At 70.5% G+C, this 25417-nt stretch carries 21 protein-coding genes and 1 tRNA gene; 13 read left to right on the top strand and 9 right to left on the bottom strand.

Features of this window, described 5'->3' with window-relative positions:
* Nucleotides 1-218: 218 nt before the first annotated feature.
* The 3 genes from ACWEOE_RS17815 to ACWEOE_RS17805 form a co-directional block, all read right to left on the bottom strand.
* Complete coding sequence (locus tag ACWEOE_RS17815; RefSeq protein WP_452010087.1) at nt 219-554, bottom strand: hypothetical protein; 336 nt, start codon at nt 552-554, stop codon at nt 219-221.
* Nucleotides 555-782: 228 nt separating this feature from the next.
* Entirely contained in the window at nt 783-1955 is a 1173-nt protein-coding gene (gene kynU / locus ACWEOE_RS17810; protein ID WP_452010084.1) for a kynureninase, read from the bottom strand.
* Nucleotides 1952-2617 carry a transcriptional regulator gene (locus tag ACWEOE_RS17805; RefSeq protein WP_452010082.1) on the bottom strand — a complete coding sequence of 222 codons (666 nt, stop codon included), beginning with the start codon at nt 2615-2617 and terminating at the stop codon, nt 1952-1954. Before ACWEOE_RS17805 ends, kynU begins: the two co-directional genes overlap by 4 nt.
* A 200-nt stretch (nt 2618-2817) precedes the next feature.
* On the opposite strand from ACWEOE_RS17805, the gene ACWEOE_RS17800 reads away from it, so the two are divergent.
* Entirely contained in the window at nt 2818-4665 is a 1848-nt protein-coding gene (locus ACWEOE_RS17800) for an AMP-dependent synthetase/ligase (protein ID WP_452010079.1), read from the top strand.
* Between the two features lie 41 nt (nt 4666-4706).
* Here ACWEOE_RS17800 and ACWEOE_RS17795 read toward each other — a convergent pair whose 3' ends face one another.
* Nucleotides 4707-5630: an SDR family NAD(P)-dependent oxidoreductase gene (locus ACWEOE_RS17795; RefSeq protein ID WP_452010077.1), complete on the bottom strand. Its 924-nt coding sequence runs from the start codon at nt 5628-5630 to the stop codon at nt 4707-4709.
* A gap of 371 nt (nt 5631-6001) precedes the next feature.
* Here ACWEOE_RS17795 and ACWEOE_RS17790 point away from each other — a divergent pair, with 371 nt between their 5' ends.
* From ACWEOE_RS17790 to ACWEOE_RS17770, 5 genes are all read left to right on the top strand, one after another.
* The gene (locus ACWEOE_RS17790) at nt 6002-7216 is read left to right on the top strand and encodes an MFS transporter (RefSeq protein ID WP_452010074.1); all 1215 of its coding nucleotides are present in this window, start codon (nt 6002-6004) and stop codon (nt 7214-7216) included.
* Nucleotides 7217-7916: 700 nt separating this feature from the next.
* Nucleotides 7917-9179 carry a GGDEF domain-containing protein gene (locus tag ACWEOE_RS17785; protein WP_452010072.1) on the top strand — a complete coding sequence of 421 codons (1263 nt, stop codon included), beginning with the start codon at nt 7917-7919 and terminating at the stop codon, nt 9177-9179.
* A gap of 236 nt (nt 9180-9415) precedes the next feature.
* The gene (locus ACWEOE_RS17780; RefSeq protein ID WP_452010069.1) at nt 9416-11578 is read left to right on the top strand and encodes a phospholipase A2; all 2163 of its coding nucleotides are present in this window, start codon (nt 9416-9418) and stop codon (nt 11576-11578) included.
* 196 nt (nt 11579-11774) lie between these two features.
* The gene (locus ACWEOE_RS17775; RefSeq protein WP_452010066.1) at nt 11775-13439 is read left to right on the top strand and encodes an LCP family protein; all 1665 of its coding nucleotides are present in this window, start codon (nt 11775-11777) and stop codon (nt 13437-13439) included.
* Nucleotides 13440-13621: 182 nt separating this feature from the next.
* Nucleotides 13622-14134, top strand: a complete 513-nt coding sequence (locus ACWEOE_RS17770) for a helix-turn-helix domain-containing protein (RefSeq protein WP_452010476.1) — start codon at nt 13622-13624, stop codon at nt 14132-14134.
* Nucleotides 14135-14322: 188 nt separating this feature from the next.
* Here ACWEOE_RS17770 and ACWEOE_RS17765 read toward each other — a convergent pair whose 3' ends face one another.
* Nucleotides 14323-15783 (bottom strand): flavin-containing monooxygenase, encoded by a 1461-nt coding sequence (locus tag ACWEOE_RS17765; RefSeq protein ID WP_452010063.1) that lies wholly within the window; start codon nt 15781-15783, stop codon nt 14323-14325.
* A 70-nt stretch (nt 15784-15853) separates the two neighbouring features.
* On the opposite strand from ACWEOE_RS17765, the gene ACWEOE_RS17760 reads away from it, so the two are divergent.
* Both ACWEOE_RS17760 and ACWEOE_RS17755 read left to right on the top strand, forming a co-directional pair.
* Nucleotides 15854-16447: a TetR/AcrR family transcriptional regulator gene (locus tag ACWEOE_RS17760; protein WP_452010061.1), complete on the top strand. Its 594-nt coding sequence runs from the start codon at nt 15854-15856 to the stop codon at nt 16445-16447.
* Nucleotides 16448-16668: 221 nt separating this feature from the next.
* Nucleotides 16669-17106 carry a hypothetical protein gene (locus tag ACWEOE_RS17755; protein WP_452010059.1) on the top strand — a complete coding sequence of 146 codons (438 nt, stop codon included), beginning with the start codon at nt 16669-16671 and terminating at the stop codon, nt 17104-17106.
* Nucleotides 17107-17177: 71 nt separating this feature from the next.
* Here the strand turns inward: ACWEOE_RS17755 and ACWEOE_RS17750 are convergent, their stop codons facing one another.
* The gene (locus tag ACWEOE_RS17750; RefSeq protein WP_452010057.1) at nt 17178-17399 is read right to left on the bottom strand and encodes a DUF3618 domain-containing protein; all 222 of its coding nucleotides are present in this window, start codon (nt 17397-17399) and stop codon (nt 17178-17180) included.
* A 123-nt stretch (nt 17400-17522) separates the two neighbouring features.
* On the opposite strand from ACWEOE_RS17750, the gene ACWEOE_RS17745 reads away from it, so the two are divergent.
* Nucleotides 17523-17596, top strand: a tRNA-Leu gene (locus tag ACWEOE_RS17745).
* A 407-nt stretch (nt 17597-18003) separates the two neighbouring features.
* Here the strand turns inward: ACWEOE_RS17745 and ACWEOE_RS17740 are convergent.
* Nucleotides 18004-19026: a PLP-dependent cysteine synthase family protein gene (locus ACWEOE_RS17740; protein ID WP_452010054.1), complete on the bottom strand. Its 1023-nt coding sequence runs from the start codon at nt 19024-19026 to the stop codon at nt 18004-18006.
* A gap of 363 nt (nt 19027-19389) precedes the next feature.
* Here ACWEOE_RS17740 and ACWEOE_RS17735 point away from each other — a divergent pair, with 363 nt between their 5' ends.
* Nucleotides 19390-20463 (top strand): hypothetical protein, encoded by a 1074-nt coding sequence (locus tag ACWEOE_RS17735; protein WP_452010052.1) that lies wholly within the window; start codon nt 19390-19392, stop codon nt 20461-20463.
* A 36-nt stretch (nt 20464-20499) separates the two neighbouring features.
* Here the strand turns inward: ACWEOE_RS17735 and ACWEOE_RS17730 are convergent, their stop codons facing one another.
* A complete protein-coding gene (locus tag ACWEOE_RS17730) occupies nt 20500-21747 on the bottom strand; it encodes an amidohydrolase family protein (RefSeq protein ID WP_452010049.1) in 1248 nt (415 codons plus the stop codon).
* Nucleotides 21744-22880: an aminotransferase class V-fold PLP-dependent enzyme gene (locus tag ACWEOE_RS17725; RefSeq protein WP_452010047.1), complete on the bottom strand. Its 1137-nt coding sequence runs from the start codon at nt 22878-22880 to the stop codon at nt 21744-21746. The genes ACWEOE_RS17730 and ACWEOE_RS17725 overlap by 4 nt, the downstream gene beginning before the upstream one ends.
* 167 nt (nt 22881-23047) lie before the next feature.
* Here ACWEOE_RS17725 and ACWEOE_RS17720 point away from each other — a divergent pair, with 167 nt between their 5' ends.
* The 3 genes from ACWEOE_RS17720 to ACWEOE_RS17710 all read left to right on the top strand — a co-directional run bounded on the left by ACWEOE_RS17720 (nt 23048) and on the right by ACWEOE_RS17710 (nt 25412).
* Nucleotides 23048-23275 (top strand): DUF3311 domain-containing protein, encoded by a 228-nt coding sequence (locus tag ACWEOE_RS17720; protein WP_452010044.1) that lies wholly within the window; start codon nt 23048-23050, stop codon nt 23273-23275.
* Nucleotides 23276-23284: 9 nt separating this feature from the next.
* Complete coding sequence (locus tag ACWEOE_RS17715; protein ID WP_452010043.1) at nt 23285-24793, top strand: sodium:solute symporter family protein; 1509 nt, start codon at nt 23285-23287, stop codon at nt 24791-24793.
* 82 nt (nt 24794-24875) lie between these two features.
* Nucleotides 24876-25412: a helix-turn-helix domain-containing protein gene (locus tag ACWEOE_RS17710; RefSeq protein WP_452010041.1), complete on the top strand. Its 537-nt coding sequence runs from the start codon at nt 24876-24878 to the stop codon at nt 25410-25412.
* Nucleotides 25413-25417: the final 5 nt, after the last annotated feature.

Below are 25417 nucleotides of genomic sequence, written 5' to 3'. Positions count from 1 at the left end.
CGGACGGCGGTGCCGCCGTGACCTGCGGCGCGCTATCGGCGAGGTGAACCGCGGTTAGGGAAACGTGGAATTACCAGGTGAGGTCCATCACGGGAGGCACCGACGGTCCGTGACGATCACCCCACGGCGGGCGGCAATCGGCACGCGAGGACGAAAAGGCGTGAATTGGACTACACAAGCCGCGGAATCGCGTTCCGTGCAGACACGATTACCACTTTTCAGCGCCGAACGCCGTTCGGTCGCGAGGGGCTGTCGCGATGCGGGATCAGCCGCGGCACGCCGGACTGGTCGAGACCTGTTGCGTGATCCGCTTCACGATCCGCTCCCCGCGAGCCCCGGCCGCGCCGCCCCCGCTGCACGAGCTCGTGCAGCATCTCGCGGCACGCCCACCCGAGCACGAGGACCGAGCACACCAGCACCAGCACCAGCACGGACTCGACCGGGAAGCGCACGAACAGATCACCGAATTCGGCCACCAGAATTCCGATGACAACGCCGATCAGGAGCGTGCCGACATACGAAAGCGGAACCTCACGAACGCGTGCACCGGCCACGGCCGCCCCCTTCGCCCCGGAACCACGCCGACGTTCCCCTCCCGCACCAGCACGGGATCAAGAACGGGACCACGTCGGGTCGCGGTGCTCTCACCAGCGGAAAAGCAGGCCACGATCATAGCGGGGTTCAGACCACAACAGCCCCGGGCACTCACCCGAAGGGACTACCCGACGCACAAGTGCGCCCTCACCAACACCATTTCCGTGAATTCGGTTCGCCTTCTTCGTTCAGCGCAGCTCACGCAAGGTCGTGACGGCGCGAAGCACTTCCTCGTACCGGGTGTAGAGCGGCGCGAGCCCGAACCGCAGTACGTCGGGCGGCCGGAAATCACCGAGCACCCCACGTTCGTGCAGCGCCGCCATCGTCGCCCGCGCGTCGGGCACCCGAACGGAGATCTGGTGCCCGCGGGCGTGCTCACGCGGGGTCGGCACGTCGGCCCCGGGTAGCAGTTCGTCGAGGCAGTGGAGGAAGAAATCGCCCAGTGCCAACCCTTTCGCCCGCAGCACGGCGAGGTCGACGTCGTCCCACACGTCCAGCGCGGCGTCGAGCGCGAGCAGGGAGAGCACGTCCGGGGTGCCCGCGCGCGCTCGCGAAATCCCCGCACCCGCGCGGTAGGCGGCCTCCATCGCGAACGGGTCGGCGTGCCCGGCCCAGCCGGCGAGCGGCTGGTCGAACGACGCTTGCCGCCGGCTCGCGACGTAGACGAACGCGGGCGCGCCGGGTCCGCCGTTGAGGAACTTGTAGGTGCAGCCCACCGCGTAGTCGACCTCGTGCTCGTCGAGCCGCACCTCGACCGCGCCGACGCTGTGGCAGAGGTCCCAGACCACGAGCGCGCCGGCCGCGTGCGCCGCGGCGGTGACCGCGCCCATGTCGTGCAGCCGGCCCGACACGTAATCGACGTGGTTCACGAGGACCGCGGCCGTCTGCTCACCGCACACGGCGGGCAGCTCGGCAACGGGCACGCGCCGCACCGCGTGTCCGGTCAGACGTCCGACCTGATCAGCCACATACCCGTCGGTCGGGAACGTGGCCGCGTCCAGCAGGATCTCGCCGCGGCCCGGGTTCGCGCGCACCGCGGCGACGAGCACCTTGAACAGGTCGACGCTCGTCGAGTCGGCGACCACGACCTGGCCGGGCGCCGCGCCGACGAGCGGCGCGATCCGCATCCCCACGCGTTCCGGCGCCTCCCACCAGCCCTCGGTCCACGACCGGATCAGCCGGCCGCCCCACTGCTCGCGCACGACGGCGGCGAGCCGCTCGGCGACGTGCTTCGGTGGTGCGCCGAGGGAATTGCCGTCGAAGTACGCGACGGCCGGGTCGAGGTCGAACTCCGCGCGCTTGGCGGCCAACGGGTCGGCGGCGTCGAGCGCGGCCGCTTCCGCGGTGAGGTCGCGGCTCATGCGGGGAACTCCTCTGCGAGGGTGTTCCAGAACATCAGCTCGTAGCTCTGGAACAGCCGGGCGTAGGTCCGCGCGCGCTGGGCATCGAGACGGCCGGCGTCGAGCCCGGCCTGGATCGCGGCGAGCGCCTGCTGCTCGATCTCCGGGACGTCGGCGGCGAAGAAGTCGAAGAACGCGCACGCGGCGTCGCCGAAGTCGTAGTGCTCGCGCATCCCCGCCGCGATCGTCGCGCAATACCGGCCCCACGCGGCGAAGTTCGCGAAGATCGCGACCGCGACTTCGGCCGCTTCACCGTTCAGCGCCAGCCACGCGAAATACGCCGGGTAGGCCTGGCACCCCGCGCGGGGCAGCTCGATTCCCGGATCGTCGCCGGCGGCCGCGGCCAGTGCGTCGAGCTTGCCCAGCGCCAGCTGCTCCCCCGGCGCGAGCTCGCCGAAGAACTCACGCGCCCGCGGTTCGTCGGCGCGAGCCGCGAGCGCGTGGAAGCTGCGCCAGTCACTGCGCACGATCCACCGCTCCTCGGTGGCGATCGCGGCGAACACCGCCGACGGCGCGGCTCCCGACGCGACGAGCGGCACGAGCCGGTTGTCGTCGTCGCGAGGCGCCAGCTCGCGCTGGATCGCGTGCAAGAGTTCACGGGCGGGCTGTTCGCGAGCGGGCACGAGCACTCCTTCGGGTGGGGCTTCCATTCAAGCAGGGGCCGCTGAAGTGGATCTTTGCCGCGACCGGTGGAAAATAGACCGTTTTGCGAAGTTCGTGGTGTAGTCCAAACGGCGCAGGACGGTGGCCGCGATTCTCTATCCACACCGGCCCAGAGCCCCTACAGTGGTCGGTCATCAGCCGCACCGAGGAGGGGCCAGCGTTGACCACACCGGAGTCCGTAGCCGCCCAGGCGGAGGGGCAGACGATCCCCCGCCTGCTGCACCGCAACGCCACCGAGTACGGCGAACACCCCGCCATCACCTCGCTCGACCTCGAAGGTCACCCGACGCTGAGCTGGACCGAGTTCCGCACCGCGATCGCCCAGTTCTCCCGCGGCCTGGCCGGTCTCGGCCTCGCGAAACGCGACCGCATGCTGATCATGGCCGCGAGCAGTCCCGACCACATCATCGCCGACCTCGCCGCCGTGCACCTCGCGGCCATCCCGTGCACCGCATACGCGACGTTGAGCCCGGACCAGATCCGCTACGTCGCCCGCCACAGCGCCGCGCCCGTCGTGGTGCTCGGCGGTGCCGGTGAGCTCGAGCGCTGGCTGCCGGTGCTCGACGACCTGCCCGCACTGCGCCACGTCATCGTGATGGACGCGGCCGCGATCCCCGCCGGCGACGACCGGTTCGTCTCGTTCGCCGACGTGCGCGAAGCCGGGTGCGCGGCGCTCGCCGAGGACCCCGGCGCGTTCGAGGCCGCGTGGCAGGCGATCCAGCCGGACGACCCGCTGTCGATGATCTACACCTCCGGCACCACCGGCGATCCCAAGGGCGTCGTGCTGTCGCACCGCAACGCCGTCCACGAAGGACTCGCGGTGCAGCAGCTGCACAACGCGCCGATGCACGCCAAGAACATCGCATACCTGCCGCTGGCGCACATCGCCGAGCGCGAACTGTCGATCTACCTGCCGCTGCTGTGGGCGGGCCACGTGCACACCGTCGCCGACGCCTCCGGGGTCGTCGCCGCACTCGGGCAGGTGCACCCGGAGAGCTTCTTCGGCGTGCCGCGCGTGTGGGAGAAAATGGTGGCGGGCATGAAAAACATGCTCGGCGGCGTGCCCGAGGACCGGCGCGAGGCGCTGCTGTCGGCCAATGCACTGCTGCAGGAGGGCTACAAGCTGCGCTCCGACGGCAAGGAGGTGCCGGCGGAGCTCGCCGAGCGCATAGCGAAGACCGACGAAACCGTGCTCGCCCCCGTGCGCGCCCTGCTCGGTCTGGACAAGGTGCTCGTCGCGTCGAGCGGCGCCGCGGCCCTGCCGGTGGAGGTCCTGTACTTCATCGCCGGCCTGGGCGTCGAGATCGTGGAAGTGTGGGGCCTGTCGGAGACGACGGGTGCGGCCACCTCGAACAGCGCAGCCGCGTTCCGCGCGGGCACGGTCGGCAAGCCGCTCGAAGGCGTCGAGGTGAAGCTCGCCGAAGACGGCGAGCTGCTCGTGCGCGGCCCCATCGTGTTCCTCGGTTACCTGCAGGAAGACGGCAGCATCGCCGACGCCACCGACGCCGAGGGCTGGTACGCCACCGGCGACATCGGCACCATCGACGAAGACGGTTTCGTGCGGATCACCGACCGCAAGAAGGAACTGATCATCACCTCGAGCGGCAAGAACATCGCGCCCACTCGCATCGAGGGCCTGCTCAAGGAACACCCGCTCATCGGCCAGGCCGTCGCGATCGGCGACGACCGCCCGTACGTCACGGCCCTGATCGTGCTCGACGACGAGATCGCCCCCGGTTGGGCCACGGCCCACGGCATCGAAGCGACCGGCATCGACGAGCTGGCCGCCCACGAGCAGGTGCTCGCCGAGATCGAGCGCGCGGTGGAATCGGCCAACAACCGGCTGGCGCGCATCGAGCAGATCAAGCGCTACCACCTGATCACTCAGGCCTGGACGCCCGAGACCGGCGAGCTCACGCCGACGTTGAAGCTCAAGCGCCGCGTGATCAACGAGCGCTACGACGACGCGATCCAAAACCTGTACCCGGCCACCACCCCGGCTTCGTGATCACCGGTCCCGGGCGGCTCGCCGGCCGCCCGGGACCGTCCTCACGCGATGCGGCTGCTGTCCGTCCACTTGCGCAGGCGCGGCGGCACGCGCTTCTCGAGCCCGTAGTTCTCCAGGTGCGCCGAGAACACCTCGTCGAACGCGTTCTGCACCGTCTCGGTGTCCCACACCTGCCGTTCGAGGATCGGCTGCTTCAGGAACGGCTGGCCCATCACGTGCAGCTGCGGCCCGTTGCACCGGATCATCTGCCCGGTGATCCCCGCCGAGCCGTCGCCGAGCAGGAACAGCACCACCGGCGCGATGCGCGACGGCGTGCGCTCCGGCGGACACGCCCGAAGCGCGCGCTCGGATTTCCACACCATCCGGGTGTGCGCCACGGGGCACACGGCGTTGGCCCGGATGCCGTGCTGCTCGAGGTCCAGCGCCCACGAGTACGTGAGCGAAGCGACCGCGCCCTTCGAAGCCGCGTACACGCCGAGCTTGCGCTGCCCCAGCGAAGCGCCCGACGAGATGTTCACGATGGATCCACGCGTGCCCGCCGCGACCATGGCCTTGATCGCCGCGAGGCCCGTGTACATCACGCCCAGGACGTTGACCTCGACCAGTTCCCTGGCCTGGTCGAGGTCGTCCTCCCACGGCAGCGCCTCGTAGTTGAGCCCGGCGTTGTTGACCAGGCCGTCGATGCGCCCGAACTCACCCACGCACAGGCCCACGATCGCCTGGGCCTGGGCCGGGTCGGCCACACTGTGCCCACTCGCGACGGCGCGGCCACCGTGGCGGCGGATGTTCTCCGCGGTGCGCTCGGCGAGCGCCGCGTCGACGTCGTTGACCACCACTGACCCGCCGGCGCGGGCCACGTGCACGGCGAACGCCTCGCCGAGTCCGCGGCCGGCGCCGGTCACGACCACGGCCTTGTCCTGCATGAGCTTGTCCTGCATGAGCTTGTCCTGCATGAGCCTGTCCATAACTTCCTCCCCACCTCGCGGCGCCGGCGGGGCGAGGGGCCGCTCCACCGGGCTCGTTTTCCAGTGTTGGGCCATTCGGCGCACGGGGCAGGGCGATGGCGACGAACGGTGGCCGTGCTGCGCCGAGCGAGTGAAGTGCGATCAGCCCTCCGGTACCCGCGGACGGGTCAGCACCGACCCGGAGTGGGTCCCCTGAACGGCCCAGTGAACGAGAACGCCCGGATCCGCTGTTCGCCCGCGCGTAATCGGCGGCATACTGATTGTTGTCCCACCGTCCGGGAACTGTGACTCCCTCGGGGTCGCCGTCACAACGCGGGCAGAATGCCCACCGGACACGTTCACCCGATCGGGGAGGGGGAAGTGGTCACCCTGTGACGACCCACGCCACGCCACGGCTGACGGCGCCACTGCGGAACGTCGAGTACCGCGTTCTGTGGGCGGCCGAGGCCATCTCGAGCGCGGGCGACCAGCTGGCGAAGGTGGCGCTCGCCATCCTCGTCTACAACCGCACCGGCTCGGCCCTCTGGGCCGCCGTCGTCTACGCCCTGACGTTCCTCCCCGCGCTGGCGGGCGGGCTCGGCCTCTCGTTCCTGGCCGACCGCTACCGGCGGCGCGCGGTGCTCAGCACGAGCGCCGCCGCGCAGGCGGTGCTCGTGGGACTGATGAGCCTGCCCGGCATGCCCCTGGCCGTGCTGTGCTGCCTGCTCGTGGCCGTGCAGCTGGCCGCGTCGCCGGCCAACGCCGCGCAGAACGCCATCACCCGAGAGGTGTTCGTCGACGACGAGATCTACCTGCGCAGCCAGGACCTGCGCGGGATCACCACCAACACCGTGATGCTGCTGGGGCTCGCGGGCGGCGGCCTGCTCGTCGCCTACGTGGGCACTTCGTGGGCGCTCGCGATCGACGCCGTGAGCTTCGCCGTCGCCTCCGTCATCGTGCGCGTGTGGGTGCGCGATCGCCCGGCCGCGGGCGGTGAGCAGTCGACGTGGTTCGGCGCCACGCGGTTCGTGTTCGGGCAGCGCAGGCTGCGGGTGCTCATCGCGCTGTCGTGGCTGGTCGGGCTCGCGGTGGTCCCCGAAGGGCTCGCGGCTCCGCTGGCGGAGCAACTCGGCGCGTCGTCCGCGGCCGTGGGCTGGCTCCTGGCCGCCGACCCGCTGGGGTTCGTGGTCGGCGCCTACGTGCTGTCGAAGTTCGCGTCCGCCCAGGTCAGGCTGCGGCTGCTCGGCATCCTCGCGACGACGTCGCTGGCGCTGCTGGCGCTGTTTCTGGTCCAGCCGAACCTGGTGCTGGCTCTGGTGCTCCTCGCACTGGCGGGTGCGATGGGCGCGTACATCATCACGGTCACCGCGACGTTCGCCACCTGGGTGCCGAACGAGCTACGCGGTGGCGCCGGCGGCCTCTACCGCACGGGGCTGCGGGTCGCGCAGGGGGTCGGGGTCGCGCTCGGCGGGGTGGTCGCCCAGCTGACCGGGTCCGCGGTCACCGCCATCGCACTCGCCGGTCTGCTCGGCGTTGCGCTGGCCATCCCCACCGCCTTCTCGTGGACCCGGGTCCGGCACGCGGTCGCGGCCGACTCGGGGCTGTGAGTCGTGGCCGGCTCGTTCACCGGCCGGGGCGATCCGGTTCCGACATCCGGATCGAATTCTCGGGGTGTGCTCATTTCTCAGGCTTCGCGGTCACGCATCGCGGCTCTCCTCTTCTCACGCAGTCACGAACTCCGGGTCGCCGGTCACGGGAATCACGCCTCGCGGTCACGCACCGTGGAACACCTCCTCGAACCGAGAACGCTGACAATTTCCTGGCAAAGGGACAAGAACGATTCAGGCTTCACGGTCGCGCATCGGGAAAACACCTCCTGGAGGGCAGGGCTCAGTGACTGGTGTTGCAATTCGCATTCAGGTTCACCAGCCATCGGGGAAGGCGCCGCCGGGTGAGAGGCGCACGGTTGGACGAAACACGAATTCAGCCCTCGAGGAGGGCTCACCGCCGGGAAGTCGGTGAGTGCGATGATACCGGTAAGCGATAACAGCACCACAGTGGATACCACCAAACGCGAACAACCCGAGAGACCGGAGGAGGCCGAGCCCGATGCCCGAGAACGGACGTGCGCACGGTGAACCGACGGACTCCGGTCGCGAGGTACCCAAAGCGGCCCATGATCACCCGGGAAAGTCCCAAGATTTTTCCGGTGCTCCGCAGAGCGCCTCACACCGTCCTGCACAAAACGCGACCACTCGGTCGCAGGGCGTCGGCAAACAGCTCGGTGAGTTGATTTCCCGCAATCCCGTGCGCTCGTGGGACCTGTGGACGAAGCCGCGGCCGATGATCGTTTTCCTGCTCGCCTGGGAAGCGCTCGCGGTCGCCCTGCTCACCTTCGGCATCGTCACCGGCGGGCCCACGACCGCCCTGGACTGGAGCCGGTTCGGCATCCTCGCGGTCTGCGCCACGGTGCACATCCAGCTCACGCGCCGGCAGGAGGAGCGGCGCCGCAACCGCGTCACGGCCGTCCACATCGACCTGTCGGGCATCTGGGTGTTCCCGGGCGCCCTGCTCCTGCCCATCCACCTGACGCTGCTGCTGATCGTGATCGTCCGCGTGCAGCGGTGGTTCAACTCGCGGCGGCCTCCGCACAAGTTCGTGTTCACCTCGTTCACGCACGCGGTGTCGGCGTACGCGGCGCACGAGCTGTACCAGACCTTCGCGTCGGCGGAGCTCGAGAACCTCACGCCGGACAACTCGCTCAAGCTCTTCGGCATCCTGATGCTCGTCGGGTTCTGCTACGCGGCACTGCAGGCCATCGTCATCGGCAGCCTGCTCGCACTGGGCGGAACTTCCGCGCCGACGCTGAGCAACGTGCTGGGCACGAAGGACGACAACCTGCTCGAGCTCTCGACCATCGGCCTCGGCACCATCGCCACGATCCTGCTGGTGAACTTCCCGCCGGCCATCGTGATCCTGGTGCTCATCACCGTGCTCGGCAACCGGCTCGCCGAGATCAACCAGTTGCAGTCCGAGGCCCGCACCGACCCGAAAACGGGCATCTTCAACGTGCGCGGCTGGTCCGAATCGGCCGACCGCGCCCTCGCCCGGGCCGCGCGGGCCAACGAAATGCTGGCACTGCTGATGATCGATCTGGACCACTTCAAGTGGATCAACGACACGTTCGGCCACCCGGCCGGTGACGACGTGCTGCGCACCGTGGCACAGACCCTCGACGAGCACACCCGCCCCAGGGACATCATCGGCCGCTTCGGCGGCGAGGAATTCCTGATCCTGCTGCCCGACGTGGACCAGACGGCCGCCAAGGTGACGGCTGAACGGATCCGCGCCGCCATCGCCGATCAGCAGATCGTGACCACCGACAAACGCGGCGGGCGCGCCCGCATCACCGACCGCACCGCCTCGATCGGAGTAGCGCTGCTCGGGCCGAACGGAACGACGGTGGAACAGTTGCTGCACGCGGCCGACGTCGCCGTGTATGCCGCGAAGGAAGGCGGCCGGAATCAAGTCCGGTTCGCCGACTCGGATCCACCACCGCGCGCGGCCTGAGCGAAATCACGGACCGCAACCAATGGCGATTAATCGCGTAGGCGAAACCTTGTCGGAAACAGGCAAAGAATTCACCCACGGGCCCTCTTGTTGTGCTTGAAGTTTCAACAAAACTGCTGTGACGCAATTCACCGCCGCTTGAGATAAAGCACCGGCCGGGCCCGGGGGAGATCCCCCGCCACGCCGGGGGGTCAGCCCCATGCCGTCGCCGGGGCGGGGCTGGCACCCTGGAGCGCATGCCCGCCACCGCCGACGACCGCCCGCCGGCCGCCGCCCCAGCCCGCCGTCCCTGGTCGACGTCGGGCTGGTTGCTGCTGGTGCTCTTCGTCGTGTTCGGCTTCGGGCTCATCGCCTCGCGCCCCGCGTCGCCGCCCGACCAGGGACCGCCGACCGGCGACGTGCTGGCCGCGCAGAACGCCATCGCGGCCCTGACCCACCCCGGCCCCGCACCCACCGCGCTGGCGCTGCTGCCGAAGGACTTCGCCGCCGTCAGCGGCATCACGCCCGGGGCACTGCCGGCGCGCGACGGGACCGTCCGCGCCGTGCACGTCGACGGAGGGTGCTCGACCCCGTGGGGCGACGACAACACCAAGTGGGACTACGCGGTGCCGTGCAAGGCCCACGACCTGGGCTACGACCTGCTGCGCTACGCCGACAAGAAGGGGCACCCGCTCGACCAGAGCGTGCGGGCCTCGCTCGACGCGCGCCTGTCGCAGGACATGCACCACGCGTGCGTGGTGAACCCGATGGGCTCGGCGGGCACCTGCCAGGTCGTCGCCACGCTGTACTCGGCCGGGCTCGTCGTCAACTCGTGGCACCAGCGCTGGGGCCCGCCCGTCGCCGACCCCATCGGGCCGATGGTCGCGGGTGTGCTGGTGATCGGCTGCCTGCTCGTGTTCCGGCTGCGCGGCTGGCACACCGCCCGGCGCACCACGCCCCGCCCCGCCCGCGCCGCCGGCGGTCCCCCGACACGCTGGGCCGTGCTCGGCGCCGCGTCGGCCGTGCTGCTCCTGCTCGGCGAATCGGCGACAGCGCTGGCCGACTGGGCGGGCGCACCCGAGTCGGCGTGGTGGCCGCTCACCTGGCTCGCGCAGCTCACCCCCCTGCTGTTCTTCGCCGGCGGCTACGCGAACGTCAGCGGCTGGCTGGCCGAACGCGACCGCGGTTACCGCCACTACCTCGCCGAACGCGCGAGTCCCCTGCTGCGGCCCGCGTCGATCTTCGCGGTGGTCGCCCTGCTCGTGCCGCTCGCGCTGGAGCTGCTCGGCATTCCCGTGGGCACGAACGCCACGGTCATGCGGATCGCGCTGCACCCGTTGTGGCTGCTGGGGGTGTACCTGCTGACGATCGTCGCCGCGCCGGCGCTGCTCGCCCTCTACCGGCGCACCCGGCTGTGGTCGGTGGCCGGCCTGCTGGTGCTCGTCGTCGCCGGCGAGACCGCCGCGGCCTGGTCCGGTTCGCCGCTGCCCGGCTACGGCGCGACGCTGGCGCTCGCGCTGCTGGCCCAGCAGGTCGCGTTCGCCCACGCCGACGGCGTGCGGCTGCCGCGCCCGGTGCTGGCGGGTGCCGCCGTGGCCGGGGTGGGGGCGCTCGTCGTGGCCACCTTCGCACTCGGCGCGTCGCCGATCCTGCTGGGCAGCCCGGGTGCGCCGACCGCGTTGTCCGCGCCGCCGTGGGAGGTCCTGCTGCTCGGCCTGACGCAGCTCGGGCTGGCCGGGTTGCTGGGCCGGCGGCTGGTGCGCGTCGCGGCGCGCCCGCGCCTGAGCCGCGCCACCGCGTTCGTGCTGCGGACGCCGATGAGCCTCTACCTGGCGTTCCTCGCGGCGATGTTGCTGCTCGTCGCCGCCGTCTACCTGCCGGGGCCGATCGCCGACGGCCTGACCTGGCTCGTGCACCCGCGCACCGCCCTCGCGATCGCGCTGCTGCTCGTGCCGGCCGGGCTCGTGTTCTGGTGGTTCGAGCGCCACCCGCGCACCGGCACCGCCCCCGCGGCCCCGGGGCCGCGGCCGCTCGCGGCCACCGGCTGGCGCCCGGTACTGCTGACCAGGGCTGCCGCCGCGCTCGGCATCGGCTACGCGACGCTCGGCGTGTTCGGTCTCGCGCTGGCCCACTTCGGCACCGTCGCCGCGGACGCCGATTTTCTCGGCCTGCACCTCGACCCGGTGCAGAGCCTCGTGCACCTGCTGCTCGGGGTGCTGCTGCTGCACACCGTCCGTACGGGTGCCACGGCGTCGGCGGGCACGTGGTTCGTGTGCGCGCTGGCTTGCGGGCCGGCACTGATGGTGACGTCGGCCGGCCCGCCCACCGTGGTCCTGCACGCGGCGACGGCGGCGTTTGCCCTGGTCGCGGCCACTTCGTGTCTCGTTCCCGCCCGCCGCGCTGCGAGCGGCACTCCTTGACGGGAAACTCGGGGCGCGACACGCGCTGCTCCGACTGGGCGAACGCGGCGGGTGTGGCGGACCATGGGTGGCACAGGCCACACCGGGCGGGGGAGGTGCGAACCCACCGCAACCCCGCCCCGGCACCATGCGTCTTCGAGGTCCGGGGGAACCGGACACCGAGAGACGCCGAGAACGAGCAGAAGGAGCGGACCGCGTGGACCACCCGCCCCGGAACGGGCAAGGCGGCCGACGCCCCGCCCGATCCTGGCAGGAGCCGCCGGGACGCGGGGGCGGGCGACGGGTGCCGCCGCCCGGCCGCGACCGCGCGGGGCCGCGGGGACCTCGCGACGCCGAACACCGGCCGCGTCCGCCGCAGCGCCGATCGGGCCCACCGCCGCGCCGGCGTGGCTCCCACCGCGGCGCGAAGATCACCCTCGCCGTGGTGTCGCTGCTGATCATGGCCTTCACCGGCTACGCATGGGCGTCGCTGCAGGGCTTGGTCAACGGCCTGAACTACGCCGACGTGATCAACCCGAACTCCGGTGGCGAACAGCCCGCAGACGGCGCGCGCGACATCCTGCTGGTGGGCCTCGACAGCCGCACCGACGCGCAGGGCAACCCGCTCTCTCCGCAGCTGCTCGCCCAGCTGCGCGCGGGCGAGGCCGACGGCGAGCTGAACACCGACTCGCTGATCTTCGTGCACATCCCGAACGACGGCAGCAAGGCCGTCGCGATCTCGCTGCCGCGCGACAGCTACGTGAACATCCCCGGCTACGGCGAGCACAAGATCAACTCCGCCTACGCCCGCGCGATGCTGCAGGCCCGCAAGGACCTGCAGAAGCAGGGCGTGACGGACCCGAAGGAGCTCGACGTCAAGGCCAACCAGGCCGGCGCGAAGGAGCTGATCTCCACCGTCGAGGCGCTCACGGGCTCCACGATCGACAACTACGCGGCGATCAACCTGCTGGGCTTCAGCGACATCACCCAGGCCATCGGTGGTGTGGACGTCTGCCTCAACAACGACGTCGACGACCAGTACTCGGGCGCGAAGTTCACCAAGGGCGTGCACACGATCTCCGGCGTGCAGGCGCTGGAGTTCGTCCGGCAGCGCCACGGCCTGCCGCGCGGCGACCTCGACCGCGTGGTGCGCCAGCAGGTGTTCATGGCCGGCATGGCGCGCAAGGTGCTCTCGGCCGGCACGCTCACCGACCCGGGCAAGCTCAACGCGCTCATCGACGCCATCAAGAAGTCGGTGGTCCTCAACCAGAACTGGGACATCTTCAGCTTCGCCCAGCAGATGAAGGGCCTCACCGGCGGACAGCTCGAGTTCCGCACGATCCCGGTCGAGAACGTCGAGTACCACACGCCCAGCGACGGCGTCGCCATCAAGGTCGACCCGCAGCAGGTGAAGCAGTTCGTGCAGGGTCTCGCCGGTCCGCAGCAAGGCCAGCAGGCTCAGGCGCCGCAGACCGACGCGAACAAGGGCATCACCGTCGACGTCCGCAACGCCTCGGGCCGCACCGGCCTGGCCGCGAGTGTGTCGAAGCAGCTCACGGGCAAGGGCTTCACCGCGGGCGACACGGCCAACGCGACCTCGCGCAAGACCACCGTGATCTGGGTGCCCTCTGGTGGGCAGGACTCCGGCAACGCCGTGGCCGACGCGCTCGGCACCAAGGCCACGGTGCAGGAGGACAAGAGCGTGGACGCCGGGCACGTGATGGTGTTCCTCGGCTCGGACTACCAGCCGACCGCCGACAACGCCGGTTCCGGCGCCCCGGCCGGCTCGGGCAACGCGCCGGCGGCCCCGCCCTCGTCGCCGCCGGCCGGCGCCGGCGACGACAAGCCGATCACGGCCAACGGCGTCCCCTGCGTCAACTGACCTGTTCAGCGCATCGCGTACGCCCGTTCGGAGCAGTCTGCGAAATCGTCACCAAAGACTTGGCCGAAACCGCGTAAGGAAAAGCGCACTGCCCACTTTCATACACGTGAGACGCGCACGCGTTCGCAGCCACGAGAGCGGACGCCGCGCGTGAGAGCGTGAGCAGGGCAGGGGACGAGGAAGTGGTGATCGACGCTGAGCACTACCAGCGGATACTCGGTGACGAGCTCCGCAAGCTCCGGCGCAGGCGCGGGTGGACGCGCAAGGAGCTGAACACGCATCTGCAGAGTGAGATCTCCCTGCAGACGCTGGCGACGTACGAGCTGGGCACCCGGCAGTGTTCCGTGGTGCGCCTGGTCGAGCTGTGCGTCGCGATGGACGAGCTGCCCCAGGACCTGCTGGCCAAGGTGCACCGCCGCGTGTTCGTGGAAGAACCCGGACGCGTGCGGGTGGACCTGCAGCGGGTGGTGGCCGAGGCCGCGCCCGAGCTGCTGCCGCTGCGCCGCTGGGCCGAGGACCGGTTGCGCCGCATCGAGCCGGGCACGGGTTCGGCCCTGCCTGGTTCGGGGTCGGGGTCGGGGTCGGGTTCGGCCGAGGTGTCGCTCGACCTGGCGGCGCTCGAGCGGATGGCCGAGCTGTGCGACCTGCCGGTGGTCGACCTGATCAGCCACCTGCGCAAGCTCGCGCCCGTCTGAGCCGACGGGTTCCATCCCGGACCGGGGGCTTTCGCGCTGTCGAGGGTCGCGAAAGCCCCCCGTCTCTGAGCTGAGCACGCCCACGCCCGATCGTGGGTTTCTTCGACGAGCCCGCGTCCGGGCTCCCCAGACCACGAAGGGGACTTTCGCGCCTCCTCCCCTGCCGCGAAAGTCCCCTTCGTGCCCCCTCACCCGAGCAGTTCGTAGTCCTCCCGGTGGACGGTGCGCGTGTCCAGCCAGTACCGCCAGGTGAAGCCGGGCCAGATCGTGCGGTTCACGCCCTTCGCGTCGAGGTACCAGCTCTTGCACCCGCCCTGGGTCCAGATGCCCTTTTCGAGCTTGCGCTGCACGTCGTCGTTGAAGGCTTCCTGCGCCTGCGGCCGCGGGTCGATGGCGTGGTCGCCGGCCAGGCGCAGGGCCTGTGCGATGTAGGAGATCTGGGCCTCGATCATGAAGACCACGGAGTTGTGGCCCAGACCGGTGTTGGGTCCGAGCAGGAAGAACAGGTTCGGGAAACCGTTGACGGTGATGCCGAGGTGCGTGCGCATGCCCTCGGCCGCCCACTCCTTCGCGAGGTTGCGGCCTTCTCGCCCCACGATCTCGAGCGTGTCGAACGCGTCGGTCACGTGGAAGCCGGTGCCGTAGATGATGACGTCGACCTCGTGCTCCACACCGGCGGTGTCGACCACGCTGTGCTCGCGGACCTCGGCGACGCCGGCGGTGACCACGTCGACGTTGTCGCGGGCCAGGGCCGGGTAGTAGTCGTTGGAGATCAGCACGCGCTTGCAGCCCATGGTGTAGTCGGGCGTGAGTTTCGCGCGCAGCGCCGGGTCGGCCACGGCGTGGTCGATGTTGCGCTTCGCGATCCGCTGGCCGAGCCGCATCACCCACGGCTGGCCGTTGAAGCCGATGGCGCGGGATTCGAGCGTCCAGTAGAGGAAGTCGCGGTAGGCGCGCTGTGCGAGCGGCAGGGCCTTGAACAGGCCGCGCGCCCAGCCGGGCATGTCGTGGTCGGCCTTGGGCATGACCCACGGCGGCGTGCGCTGGAAGAGCGTGAGGTTCGCGACCTGGCCGGCGATCTTCGGCACGAACTGCACCGCGCTCGCGCCGGTGCCGACCACTGCGACGCGCTTGCCGGTGAGGTCCACCCCGTGGTCCCACTGCGCGGAGTGGAAGGCGGGGCCGGCGAAGTTCTCGATGCCCGGCAGGTGCGGGATCATCGGCCGGTGCAGGGCGCCGAGGCCCGCCACCAGGGCCTTGGCGACGAACTCCTCGCCGGACTTCGTGGTGACGTGCCAGCGGTTCTCGTCGGCGTCCCAGCGCGCACCCGTCATCTCCTGGCCGAAGCGCAGGAAGCGGCGCAGGCCGTACTTCTCCGTGACGCCGCGCAGGTAGCTCCAGATCTCGGGCTGCGGCGAATAGGCGCGTGACCAGCCGGGGTTCTGTTCGAAGGAGAACGAGTACATGTGCGACGGGATGTCGCACGCGCAGCCCGGGTAGCTGTTGTCGCGCCAGGTGCCGCCGACGTCGTCGGCCTTCTCGAGGATCACGAAGTCCTCGCGGCCCTCCTTGCGCAGCCGGATCGCCATGCCCAGACCGGAGAACCCGGTGCCGACCACGATCACCCCGGTCTCGGTGCGGTTGCCCATGCGCCCTCCCGTTGAGTGTTACCCGAAGTCCATCCTACTTTGAGTAGGTTACCGGCGGTAGAGTGTGGTCGTGACCACCGCGAAACGCAAGCGCATGCCCCGGGCCGAACGTGAACGGCAGATGATCGAGGTCGCCGAACAGGTCTTCACCGAGCGCGGTTACGCGACGGCGTCGATGGACGAGATCGCGGAGCTCGTGGGCGTGTCGAAGCCGATGCTGTACGAGTACTTCCACTCGAAGGAGGGCCTGCTGCTGGCGTGCATCCGGCAGTCGCGCGCGGCCTTGCGGTCGGAGACCGAACAGGCGACCGTGGGGGCGGCTTCGGCCGAGGACGCGCTGCGGCGCGGGCTGCTGGCGTTTTTCGTCTTCATCCGCGAACGCCGCGAGGCGTGGTCGCTGCTGCGCCACGAGATGGCGCTGATCGGCACGCCGGCGGCCGATGAGATCGAGCAGACGAGGCGGCAGCAGACGGACCTGGTCGCGGCGGTGCTGAGTGAGCATTTCGACGACGACCTGCGCGCGGAGGCGTCGGCCGAGGTCGTGGTCGGCGCGTGCGAGCGCCTGGCCATCTGGTGCGAGCGCCACCCGGCCCTGACCCCGGAGATGGCGACCGACTACGCCATGGACATGCTCTGGTCCGGACTGTCACGACGCGCCCACTGAGGTGCGCGTGAAGATGCACGCGCACTAGGCCATTCGGTCGTCACTCAGTGCGAATCCTCTCTGGTGTCTTGTGACACAGAGTTTTATTGCGGTATCGAGAACCCTGTAAAAAGACTGATGGACAATCGCGGGAGTGCGCGGGGGCGCATAAATCGCGTCACGAGCGTGCGGTGGCCGAGTCTCGGGCAGTGACGCATGCTGGTGACGAGAGGGGTGAGGTAGTGGTGGAGACGATCACAGCGACGTACGCGCACGAGAACGACGACTGGACGATCACCGTCAGCGGCCGCGGCAAGGAACGCACCGCGAAGGCGCCGGGCATCATCGCGGCGCGTGATCGGGCGGACCAGCTCGTGGACGAACTCGCGCCGGACGGGCGACCCACGGTCGTGCACCTGCTCAACGGGAGCGCCCTGGAGTTCACCAGCTCCTACATGGCCGCGCGGCTCACGCTGCCGGACATCGAGCCGCTGGAGATCCCGCCGTCGGGCTCGTCGAAGCCGGCTGCGGTCTCGGCTCCCGCGTCGGCTCCTGCATCGGCTTCCGGCAAGCCCCAGCTCCCGCCGAGCAAGCAGCTGCCGAAGGAAGTCGAGGACCGCAAGCCCTCCTCCGCCGACCGCACCGCCACCCCGAAGCCGACGGTGGCCCCGCGCGCCTGAGGCTCTTCCACGACCGCGCTCTTCTCACGACCGGACGGACCCGCCTTCGGGTCCGCCCGGTGTGGTTTCGATCAGCGGAACAGCTTGCGCACCATCAGCGCCAGGATCAACGCACCGACGCCGATCAGCGGGTACTTGACCTTGGGATCGTCCAGCTTCGCACGGATGCCGTTCTTGGCCTGGTCCGCGAGCTTCTGCGGGCTGGCCTTGGTGCCCAGCTGGTCGAGCGTCGCCGCCAGGGCCGTCCTGGCCTGCTCGATCTCACGCTCGATGGTCTCGGGGTCGCGCGCCACGTGCCCTCCTCGCCGCGTCGGACTGTAGGCGCCCACGTTAGAGGACGCCGCCCCTCTCCCGGCCACTGGCCACGCCGAGCCACCCCGAACGTGGCGCGCGCTACGATTCTCCCGGCTTTCCCCGGGGCCGTAGCCCAATTGGCAGAGGCACACGGTTTAGGTCCGTGCCAGTGAGAGTTCGAGTCTCTCCGGCCCCACTCACGGCTGGGCGACCTCTGCTCGCGCAGGGCGCTCGCCGGAGCCGTTCGTCGTGTTGTCCGGGGTGCGACACCCCAGGCCCCGCCCGGAGGGCTGCACCCCCGGACCCCGGCTGTGGTCGCCATCGCTTGATGGCCGGCTTCCGTCCGGCCAGGCGGACATGGCTCGCGACGCGGGGTCCGCGCGCCGCTCCCCCGATGGTTTGGACCTCGCCCGACCGGGCATCTCCACCGCAACGGGGGAGATCCGAATGGGTGACGACAGCCGAGTGCCACCACCGCCACGCGGCATTTTCGCAGCTGGCCTGACGATGCTCGCTGCCGCCGTGGTGGGCGCGGTCGTGGCGGCGCCGAACGGCAGCGTCCTGTACTTGATCCTCGGAATCGTGCGGTGTGTTTGCGGCCTGTTACTCGGAGCGGTGTTCCGCTGCGCCGGGTTCAAGGGCAGACGCGCGAACCGGTGACCCGTCGCGGCTGGGCTGCTCGGTGAAGAGGTCGCCGCTCAGGTACTTGAGCCCGGTGTCGACCGCGACGGTCACCACGGTGCGCCCGGGCCCGAGTTCGCGCGCGACCTCGATCGCGCCCGAGACGTTGAGCGCGGACGAGGTGCCGGCGAAGAGGCCTTCGCGTCGGGCGAGCTGTAGGGCCAGGACGCGCGCCGCGGGTTCGTCGACGGTTCGAGCCTCGTCGAAGACACCCGGGGTGAGCAGCGGGGGGATCATGCCGGTGCCGATGCCTTCGACGCGGTGCGGGCCGCCGTGCCCGGCGGTGAGCATCGGTGAGCTCGCGGGTTCGAGGGCGATGACCCGCGTCGGCAGCTGATCAGCGCGAAAGGCGGCGGTGACCCCGGCCAGCATGCCGCCGGTGCCGACGCCGGCGCAGAACGCGTCGACGGTCGCTCCCCCGGCTCGAGCCTGCTCGAGGATTTCGCGGCCCATCCGCTCGTAGCCCGCCAGAGCGTCGGTGTTGCGGAACTGATCGGTCCAGAACGCGCCCTCCCGCGTGACGATGCGCTCGACCTCCGCACGCATCCGGTCGAACAACCCGGGCGTGATCCGCCCACCCTCGCTCGCCACCACGGTCAGGTCGGCGCCGAACGCGCACATGGTGCTCAGCTTCTCGGGCGAGAAGGCATCCGAGGTCACAATGGACAGTGGGTATCCCTTGACCGCACAGATGAACGCCAGAGACGACCCCGTGCTGCCACCGGAGAACTCCACCACCCGCCGGCCGCGCTGAAGCACACCGGCGCGCTCGGCGCCTTCGATCATGGCCAGCGCCATGCGGTCCTTGTAACTTCCCGTGGGGTTCGGACCCTCGAGCTTCACCAGAACCCGCGCCGACGCACGCGGTACGACCCGGGTGAGCCGCACCAGCGGGGTTCCACCGATGGCGTCGAGCGGTGACGAAGCGATTCCTGGCCGCATCATCGAGCCCCCCTCCCGCGGAGCTCGCGCACAACGCGGCCCGACGCAGATCGTGGCGATCACCGAAACACGGCTCGGCCGGGAAGTCCACCACGGCTTCTTCAACCGCCCCACGTGCGTGGGCTGCGGTTCAGGCCATGCGGTGACCGAGGCGGTGGTTCAGCTCCCACAGCGCGTGCGGTTGGAGTCCCACCGCACGGCCTTCCTCGCGGCTTCGCCACCGCAGGGGCAGTCCGCGGCCCACCTGCGGTCATCGCGCACTGCCCGAAACCACATTTCCGGTCCTGCGACGAAGATCGGATTGTGTAGCGTTGCCACCGCCACCGCAGTCACCACGGGAAATCCTGGCGCCGAGCAGGGGGACAGATGGACGACGAGCTCGAGTGGTCCGTCCAGGGGACGCTCCGGATGGCGGCCGCCGTGCCCACGAGGAGTGGGGACGTGCTGGTCGCGGCCACCGACAACCAGGGCAACGTGTGGGTGTGGAGCCTGGGCACGGGCGCCCTCGTCACGGGGCCGGTCGGAGTGGGCACCGCGCTCTGGAACATGGAGGTGGTCCACCTCGACGGGGGCCGGCCGTGCCTGGCGATGTGTGACCGGCGGTTCGTCACCGTGTGGGACATGGACACCTTCGGCCCCGAAGCGACGCCGGTCGTGCGGTGTGCGGTGGACTCCGCGATGAGCATGGCCGTGGTGCCGGCTGCCGAGAACCACGGGGAGCTGCTGGTGACCGGGGAGAAGGACCTGGTGCGGGTGGTCGACCCGCAGGACGGTGGCACCGTCGCGACCATTCGGTGGCCGTCGCGGGCGGGGGATCCGATCGGGCGCCGCGTGTACCGCCTGCGGGGGGTGCGGTTCGCCGACGGCAGCGCCGGGTTCGCCGGTGAGGTGGGCTTCGAGCAGACCGCCTGGTCGGTTGCCCGGCGAAAGCTGGTGCCGAGCAGGGTGAAACTGACGCCCCGCAAGGCCGACCGGCAGCTGTTCGACCGCCTGACCTACTTCCCGCCCGAGGGCCCGCGGCAGGTGGTCGCGGCGGGCAAGGCGATCGAGGTCTGGGACCCGCAACGCGGGCAGCGCCTCGCCGTCGGCGAACTGAACGGGGAGGTCGGCCCGTTGACGCTGGTCTCCTGGGCCTGGCACACGCTCGTCGCTGCGTCCGTCGCCTCCGGGGCCGAAGTCGGGGTGCTGCTGTGGGACCCGGCCACGCGGCAACCGGTGACCGACGTGGTGAACCGCCATCCGGCCGAGACAGGCGATGCGGGCGAGGAGGACGACACCGCCCTGGTGACCTTCAGCGGGATGACCATCGGCCAGATCATCACCCTGACCGACCCCACCGGGGCACCGCGGATCGCCATCGTCTCGGACAACTCCGGCCAAGGCACGGTCCGGGTCTCGCCGCCCGTGGCCGATCTTCTCGCCCGGGGTACAGCCGGGTAGGTGTGCCGCCCTCGCCGAGGACGGCACACCCCGACCTCAGCCCCGGCCGGCACCCTCGGTCATCGTTCGGCGCACGCGTGCCCGTTCGACGTCGTCGGCCACTCCGATGGCCGTCGTGCGGGGCAGGTGGCGCCGGCCCGCCGCCAGGACGAACCGCGGACGACGCAGGGTCGCCAAGTCCTCGACGGGGTTGCCGTCCACCGCGATCAAGTCCGCGCTCAGCCCCGGCGCCAGTCGACCGGTGACGCCGGACAGCCCGCACACCGACGCGGCCACGTCGGTCGCGCTCGCCAGGACCCCGCGGGGTGTCAGGCCGGCCGCCGCGAGCAGCGCCAGGCCCTCGGCGTATCGCTCGAAGGCGACCAGCGGGATCCCCGCGTCCGTGCCCGCCACCACGGTCGCGCCGAGGGCCACGAGGCGGCGGAGGTTGTCGAGCACCACGTCGTGTTCGTCCCACGGGCACGTGTACTCCTCGGCGGTGCAGGCGGAGCTCATGGTGGGGCTCACGGCGATCCCGGCGGCCACGATGCGAGCCGCGATGGCCGGGTCGAAGCGCGTGCCCGTGCGCGTGACCCAGCCGCAGTGCTCGATGCAGTCGACGCCGGCCGCGACCGCGTGCTCGATGCCTTCCACGCCGAGAGCGTGTGTGGTCACCGGGAGGCCGTGCGCGTGCGCCTCGGTGACCAGCGCGGTGAGCTCCGCCGTGGTGTAGCGCGCCTCCGACGGGTGGCTGCCGGGTGTCATGAAGCCGCCCGTGGTCATCACCTTGATGAGGTCGACGCCGGCTTCGGCGTGCTCGCGCACACGGGCCCGTATCTCGGCGACGCCGTCCGCCACGCCGCCCATCGACTCGGCGTGGCCGCCGGTCACCGTGATGGGCGCGTTCGCCGCGAGGATCCGCGGCGCGGCCTCGGGCAGCGTCGGCAGGAGGTCGCGGACCTCGGTGCCGAGCGTGCCCGGGGCGCCGAGGTCGCGGGCCGTGGTGACCCCGGCGTCGAGCAGCCGCCGGGAGTTGGCGACCATCCGGTCGCGCACGGTGTCCGGGTCGGCCGGCCCGGCCAGGCTCACCGAGCCCGCCTCGGGGTCGAGGTAGAGGTGCACGTGGCAGTCGATCAGGCCGGGCATCAGCGTCACGTCGCCGAGGTCGAGCGAGTCGCCGACCGGAGCCGAAGCACGCGGCCCGGCATAGGTGATCACCCCGTCTTCGACGCACACGGCCGCGTCCGCGATCAGCTCAGCCGATGAAGACGTCAGCAGCCGGGCGGCCGTGTACACCTCGGTCATGCGGTCCTCCGGTACTCCGCCAGCGCGGCGCAGAACGCGTCGATGTCCTCACTGGTGTTGTAGTAGTGGAAAGCCGCACGCAGGATCCTGCCACGCGGCGACGTGACGATCCGCCGCTCGGCGAGAAACCGGCCGAGCGCATCCGGATCGGCGTCGACCACGGCGACCTGCGGGCCGGGCCGGGCGTCCGGCAGCGGCAGGCTCAGCACCTCACCCGCGTCCGTCAACCGCGCAGTGGCCTGCGCGACCAGGCTTTCCACGTACTTCCAGCGAGCGATCGCGTCCACCTCACCCAGCACGGCGAGCCCCGCGCACGCCGCGTACACCGCGGGGATACCGGGCGTGCCGGACTCGAACCGCCGGGCCCCGGCCGGCCCGTCGAGCGCCACTGGGTCGAACTCGAACGGGTCGGTGCGGCCGAACCAGCCCGTCATCGTCGGCGGCCGCTCGTCCTCGACGCCCGCGCGGGCGTACAGCGCGGCGACACCGGGCAGCCCGAGCAGGTACTTCAACGTGCCGGTGACGAGGTAGTCGCAGTCGAGCTCGCCGACGTCGACCGGCACCACACCGGTGGCCTGGTAGGCGTCGACGAGCACCCGCGCGCCGACTTCCCTTGCCAGCTTGGCGATCTCGTTCACCGGTTGCAGGGATCCGTTGGTGTAGAGGGCGAGCGGGATCGACACGAGCCGCGTCCGCTCGTCGATGCTCGCGCGGTAGGCCTCGACCACGCCGAGCTCCCGCATCGACGCCTCGTCGACCCAGCGCATCTGCCCCGCGCCGGGGCGGCCGGCGTGCAGGACCTGGCCCACGCTGGGGAACTCCGCGGCCATCGACACCACGACGTCGTCCTCGGCGAAGCGCAACGCACCGAGCGCCTGGTACGCGGCGTGCGAAGCCGAGGGCACCAAGGCGATTTCCTCCGCGGTGGCACCGAGGAACCGCGCCATCGACGTCCGCAGACGCTCCACTTCGGACATCCACGGTCCCCACGGCGCTCCCTGATCGCGCAGCAGGTACGCGAACTCGGCCAGCGCGGCCGTCACCCTGGTGGAGACGGCGCCCTGGCTGCACGACGCCAGGTGCGTCGTGTCCACGAGACTGGGGAACTGCTCCCGGAACCGGCTGGGATCCACGAAATACCTCCGTCTGCGCTTTCGGATCGTCCGTCAGTCACAGTGAACAACCGAAAGCCTGGCTGCGCAATACCCGCACCTGCAGGTTGACGACCTGGGGTTCATCACTCACACTGATGCGAATTCACCACGGATGAACACATCGTCGTGTCCCCTCAGGAGAACCCATGCCCGAACCCGCCGCCCCGGTCCGCCGCCGGTGGCACTGGTTGCTGCTGCTGGCCCCGTTCGTCTGGTGCGTCGGCGCCATTCCCCTGGTCAACCGGGTCGAGTACCTCTTCGGCTCGATCCCGTTCCTGCTGGTGTGGATGACGGTGGGTGTGCTCGTCGGGTCCGCCGCCATCGCCGTCGTGTTCGCCATCGATCGCCGCAACGGCGATCTGGACCGGTTCTAGGAGCACGCGATGGCCCTGATCCTGGCGTTGGTGATCGCGGTCGGTTCGGTCGCGTGGGGCACGGTCGCGGCCGCGCGCGGCCGCAAGATGAACCTGCAGGAGTGGTCGGTCGGGAGCCGCAAGTTCGGCACCTGGCTGTTCTGGTTCCTGATGGTCGGCGAGACCTTCACGACCTTCGCGCTGCTGGGCGCGTCGCAGAGCGTGTTCAGCAACGGCGCACCCGGTTACTACGTGCTGGGCACGATGGTGCTCACCGCGGCCGTGGGCTACTGGGTGGTGCCGCGCATCTGGCGAGCGGGCAAGCAGCACGGCCTGGTCACCATGGGCGACTTCTTCACGGCCCGCTTCGGCGCCCCTTGGTTCGGCGGGTTGATCGCGGTGTTCGGCATCATCGCGCTGCTGCTCTACGCCCAGGTGCAGCTGACCGGGCTGAGCCTGATCCTGGGGAGCCTCTTCGGCGACAGCCTGCCGTCGCTGGCGTACGTGATCGCCGGCGGTGTGCTCGTCGCGGCGTTCGTGCTCGTCGGCGGGATGCGCAGCGCGGCGTTCACCGCGGTGGTCAAGGACGTGCTGCTCATCGCGGTGCTGCTGGTGATCGCCGTCGGCGCGGCGAGCGCGGCCGGATCGAGCGGGCCCATGGGCGTGTTCGACACGCTCAAGGACACCCAGCCGCACGCGGCCACGCTGCCCGGCCTCAAGGGCACGGCGGCGACGAACTCGTGGTGGTGGATGAGCTTCCTGCTGATCACGCCGCTCGGCTCGTTCGCGCTGCCGCACATGTTCCAGGTGTCCTACACGGCCAAGGACGTGACCACCATCCGGCGCAACCAGGTGATCCAGCCGCTGTACTCGCTGTTCTACGTGCTGATCGTGCTGATCGCGCTGGCCGCGGTGCTGGCCCTGCCGAACCTGCCCGACAAGCAGGCCAACGCGTCGCTGCTGATCTTCGTGCACGACAACTTCCCGAGCTGGGTGATCGGGCTGCTCGGCGGCGCGGGCATCCTCGTCGCGCTGGTGCCGACGGCGGTGCTCATCCTCACCGCCAGCAGCCTGTTCAGCCGCAACGTGGTCGGTGGCGTGTCGAAGAGGCTGGCCGGTTCGCTCACGCTCTCGCGGGCCGGCGTGGTGGTGTTCACCGCGATCGTGGTGGTGCTGGTGGCCAACAGCACGTCGAAGCTGCTGAGCATCATGACCAACGTGTACAGCGCCGTCGGCCAGCTGGCCCCCGCGCTGTTCCTGTCCATGCTGTGGCGCCGCGTCACCGCGGTCGGGCTCGCGGCGGGAGCGGTGTGCGGCGGGCTGATCGTCGGCGTCCCGCAGCTGGGCGCGATCTTCGCCCACACCGTGCCGCCGGGCACCGTCATCGGCCTGCCGGCGCTGGTGGTCAACCTCGTCGTCACCGTGCTGGTGAGCCTCGTGACGCGACCGCCGGCCGCGGACTCGGTCGACGTCGGAGCCGGTGACAGCGCTCCGGCCGAGGTGGCGGAGCCCATCGAGGAGGTCGCGCTGCACCGGTGATCAACCGTGGTTGCCCCCGGTCATCCGGCCCGGTGCCCCCAGCACCCGGGCCGGATGATCGGGGCCGGACGATAATGGCCGGATGACCGTGACTCGGATCCGTGAGTTCCGCACCCTCCGGGGCTTGACCGTCCGTGACCTCGCGGACCGGGCCGGCGTGTCCACCGGGCTGATCAGCCAGGTCGAACGCGGTGTGACCGACCCGAGCCTCGAGACCATGCGGCGGATCGCCGAGGTGCTCGAGGTGCCGCTGTTCAGCCTGTTCCAGGACGGCGAGGACGACACCGTCGCCGTCATCCGCCGCGAGAACCGTTACCGGATCTCCTCACCGCACCACGCGATCACCTACACCCGCGTCTCCCCCGGCGGCGCGAAGCTCGAGGTGCTCGAAGGCAACCTCGAACCCGGCGCGGTCTCGGCCGATTCGCTGCGGTCGCACCCGTCGGAGGAGTGCGTGGTGGTGCTCACGGGCCGGCTCACGGTCGAGGTCGGTGACCAGGTCCACGTGCTCAAGACCGGCGACAGCTGCCACTTCGACTCGAACATCCCCCACCGCTTCCGCAACGACGGGCGCTCGAGCGCGCGGTTCATGGTGAGCGTGACGCCGCCGAGCTACTGACCCGC

Source organism: Amycolatopsis sp. NPDC004368, from assembly GCF_053602515.1.
The sequence above is the reverse complement of the archived record's forward strand: the minus strand, read 5'-3'. Positions and strand labels throughout refer to the sequence as shown.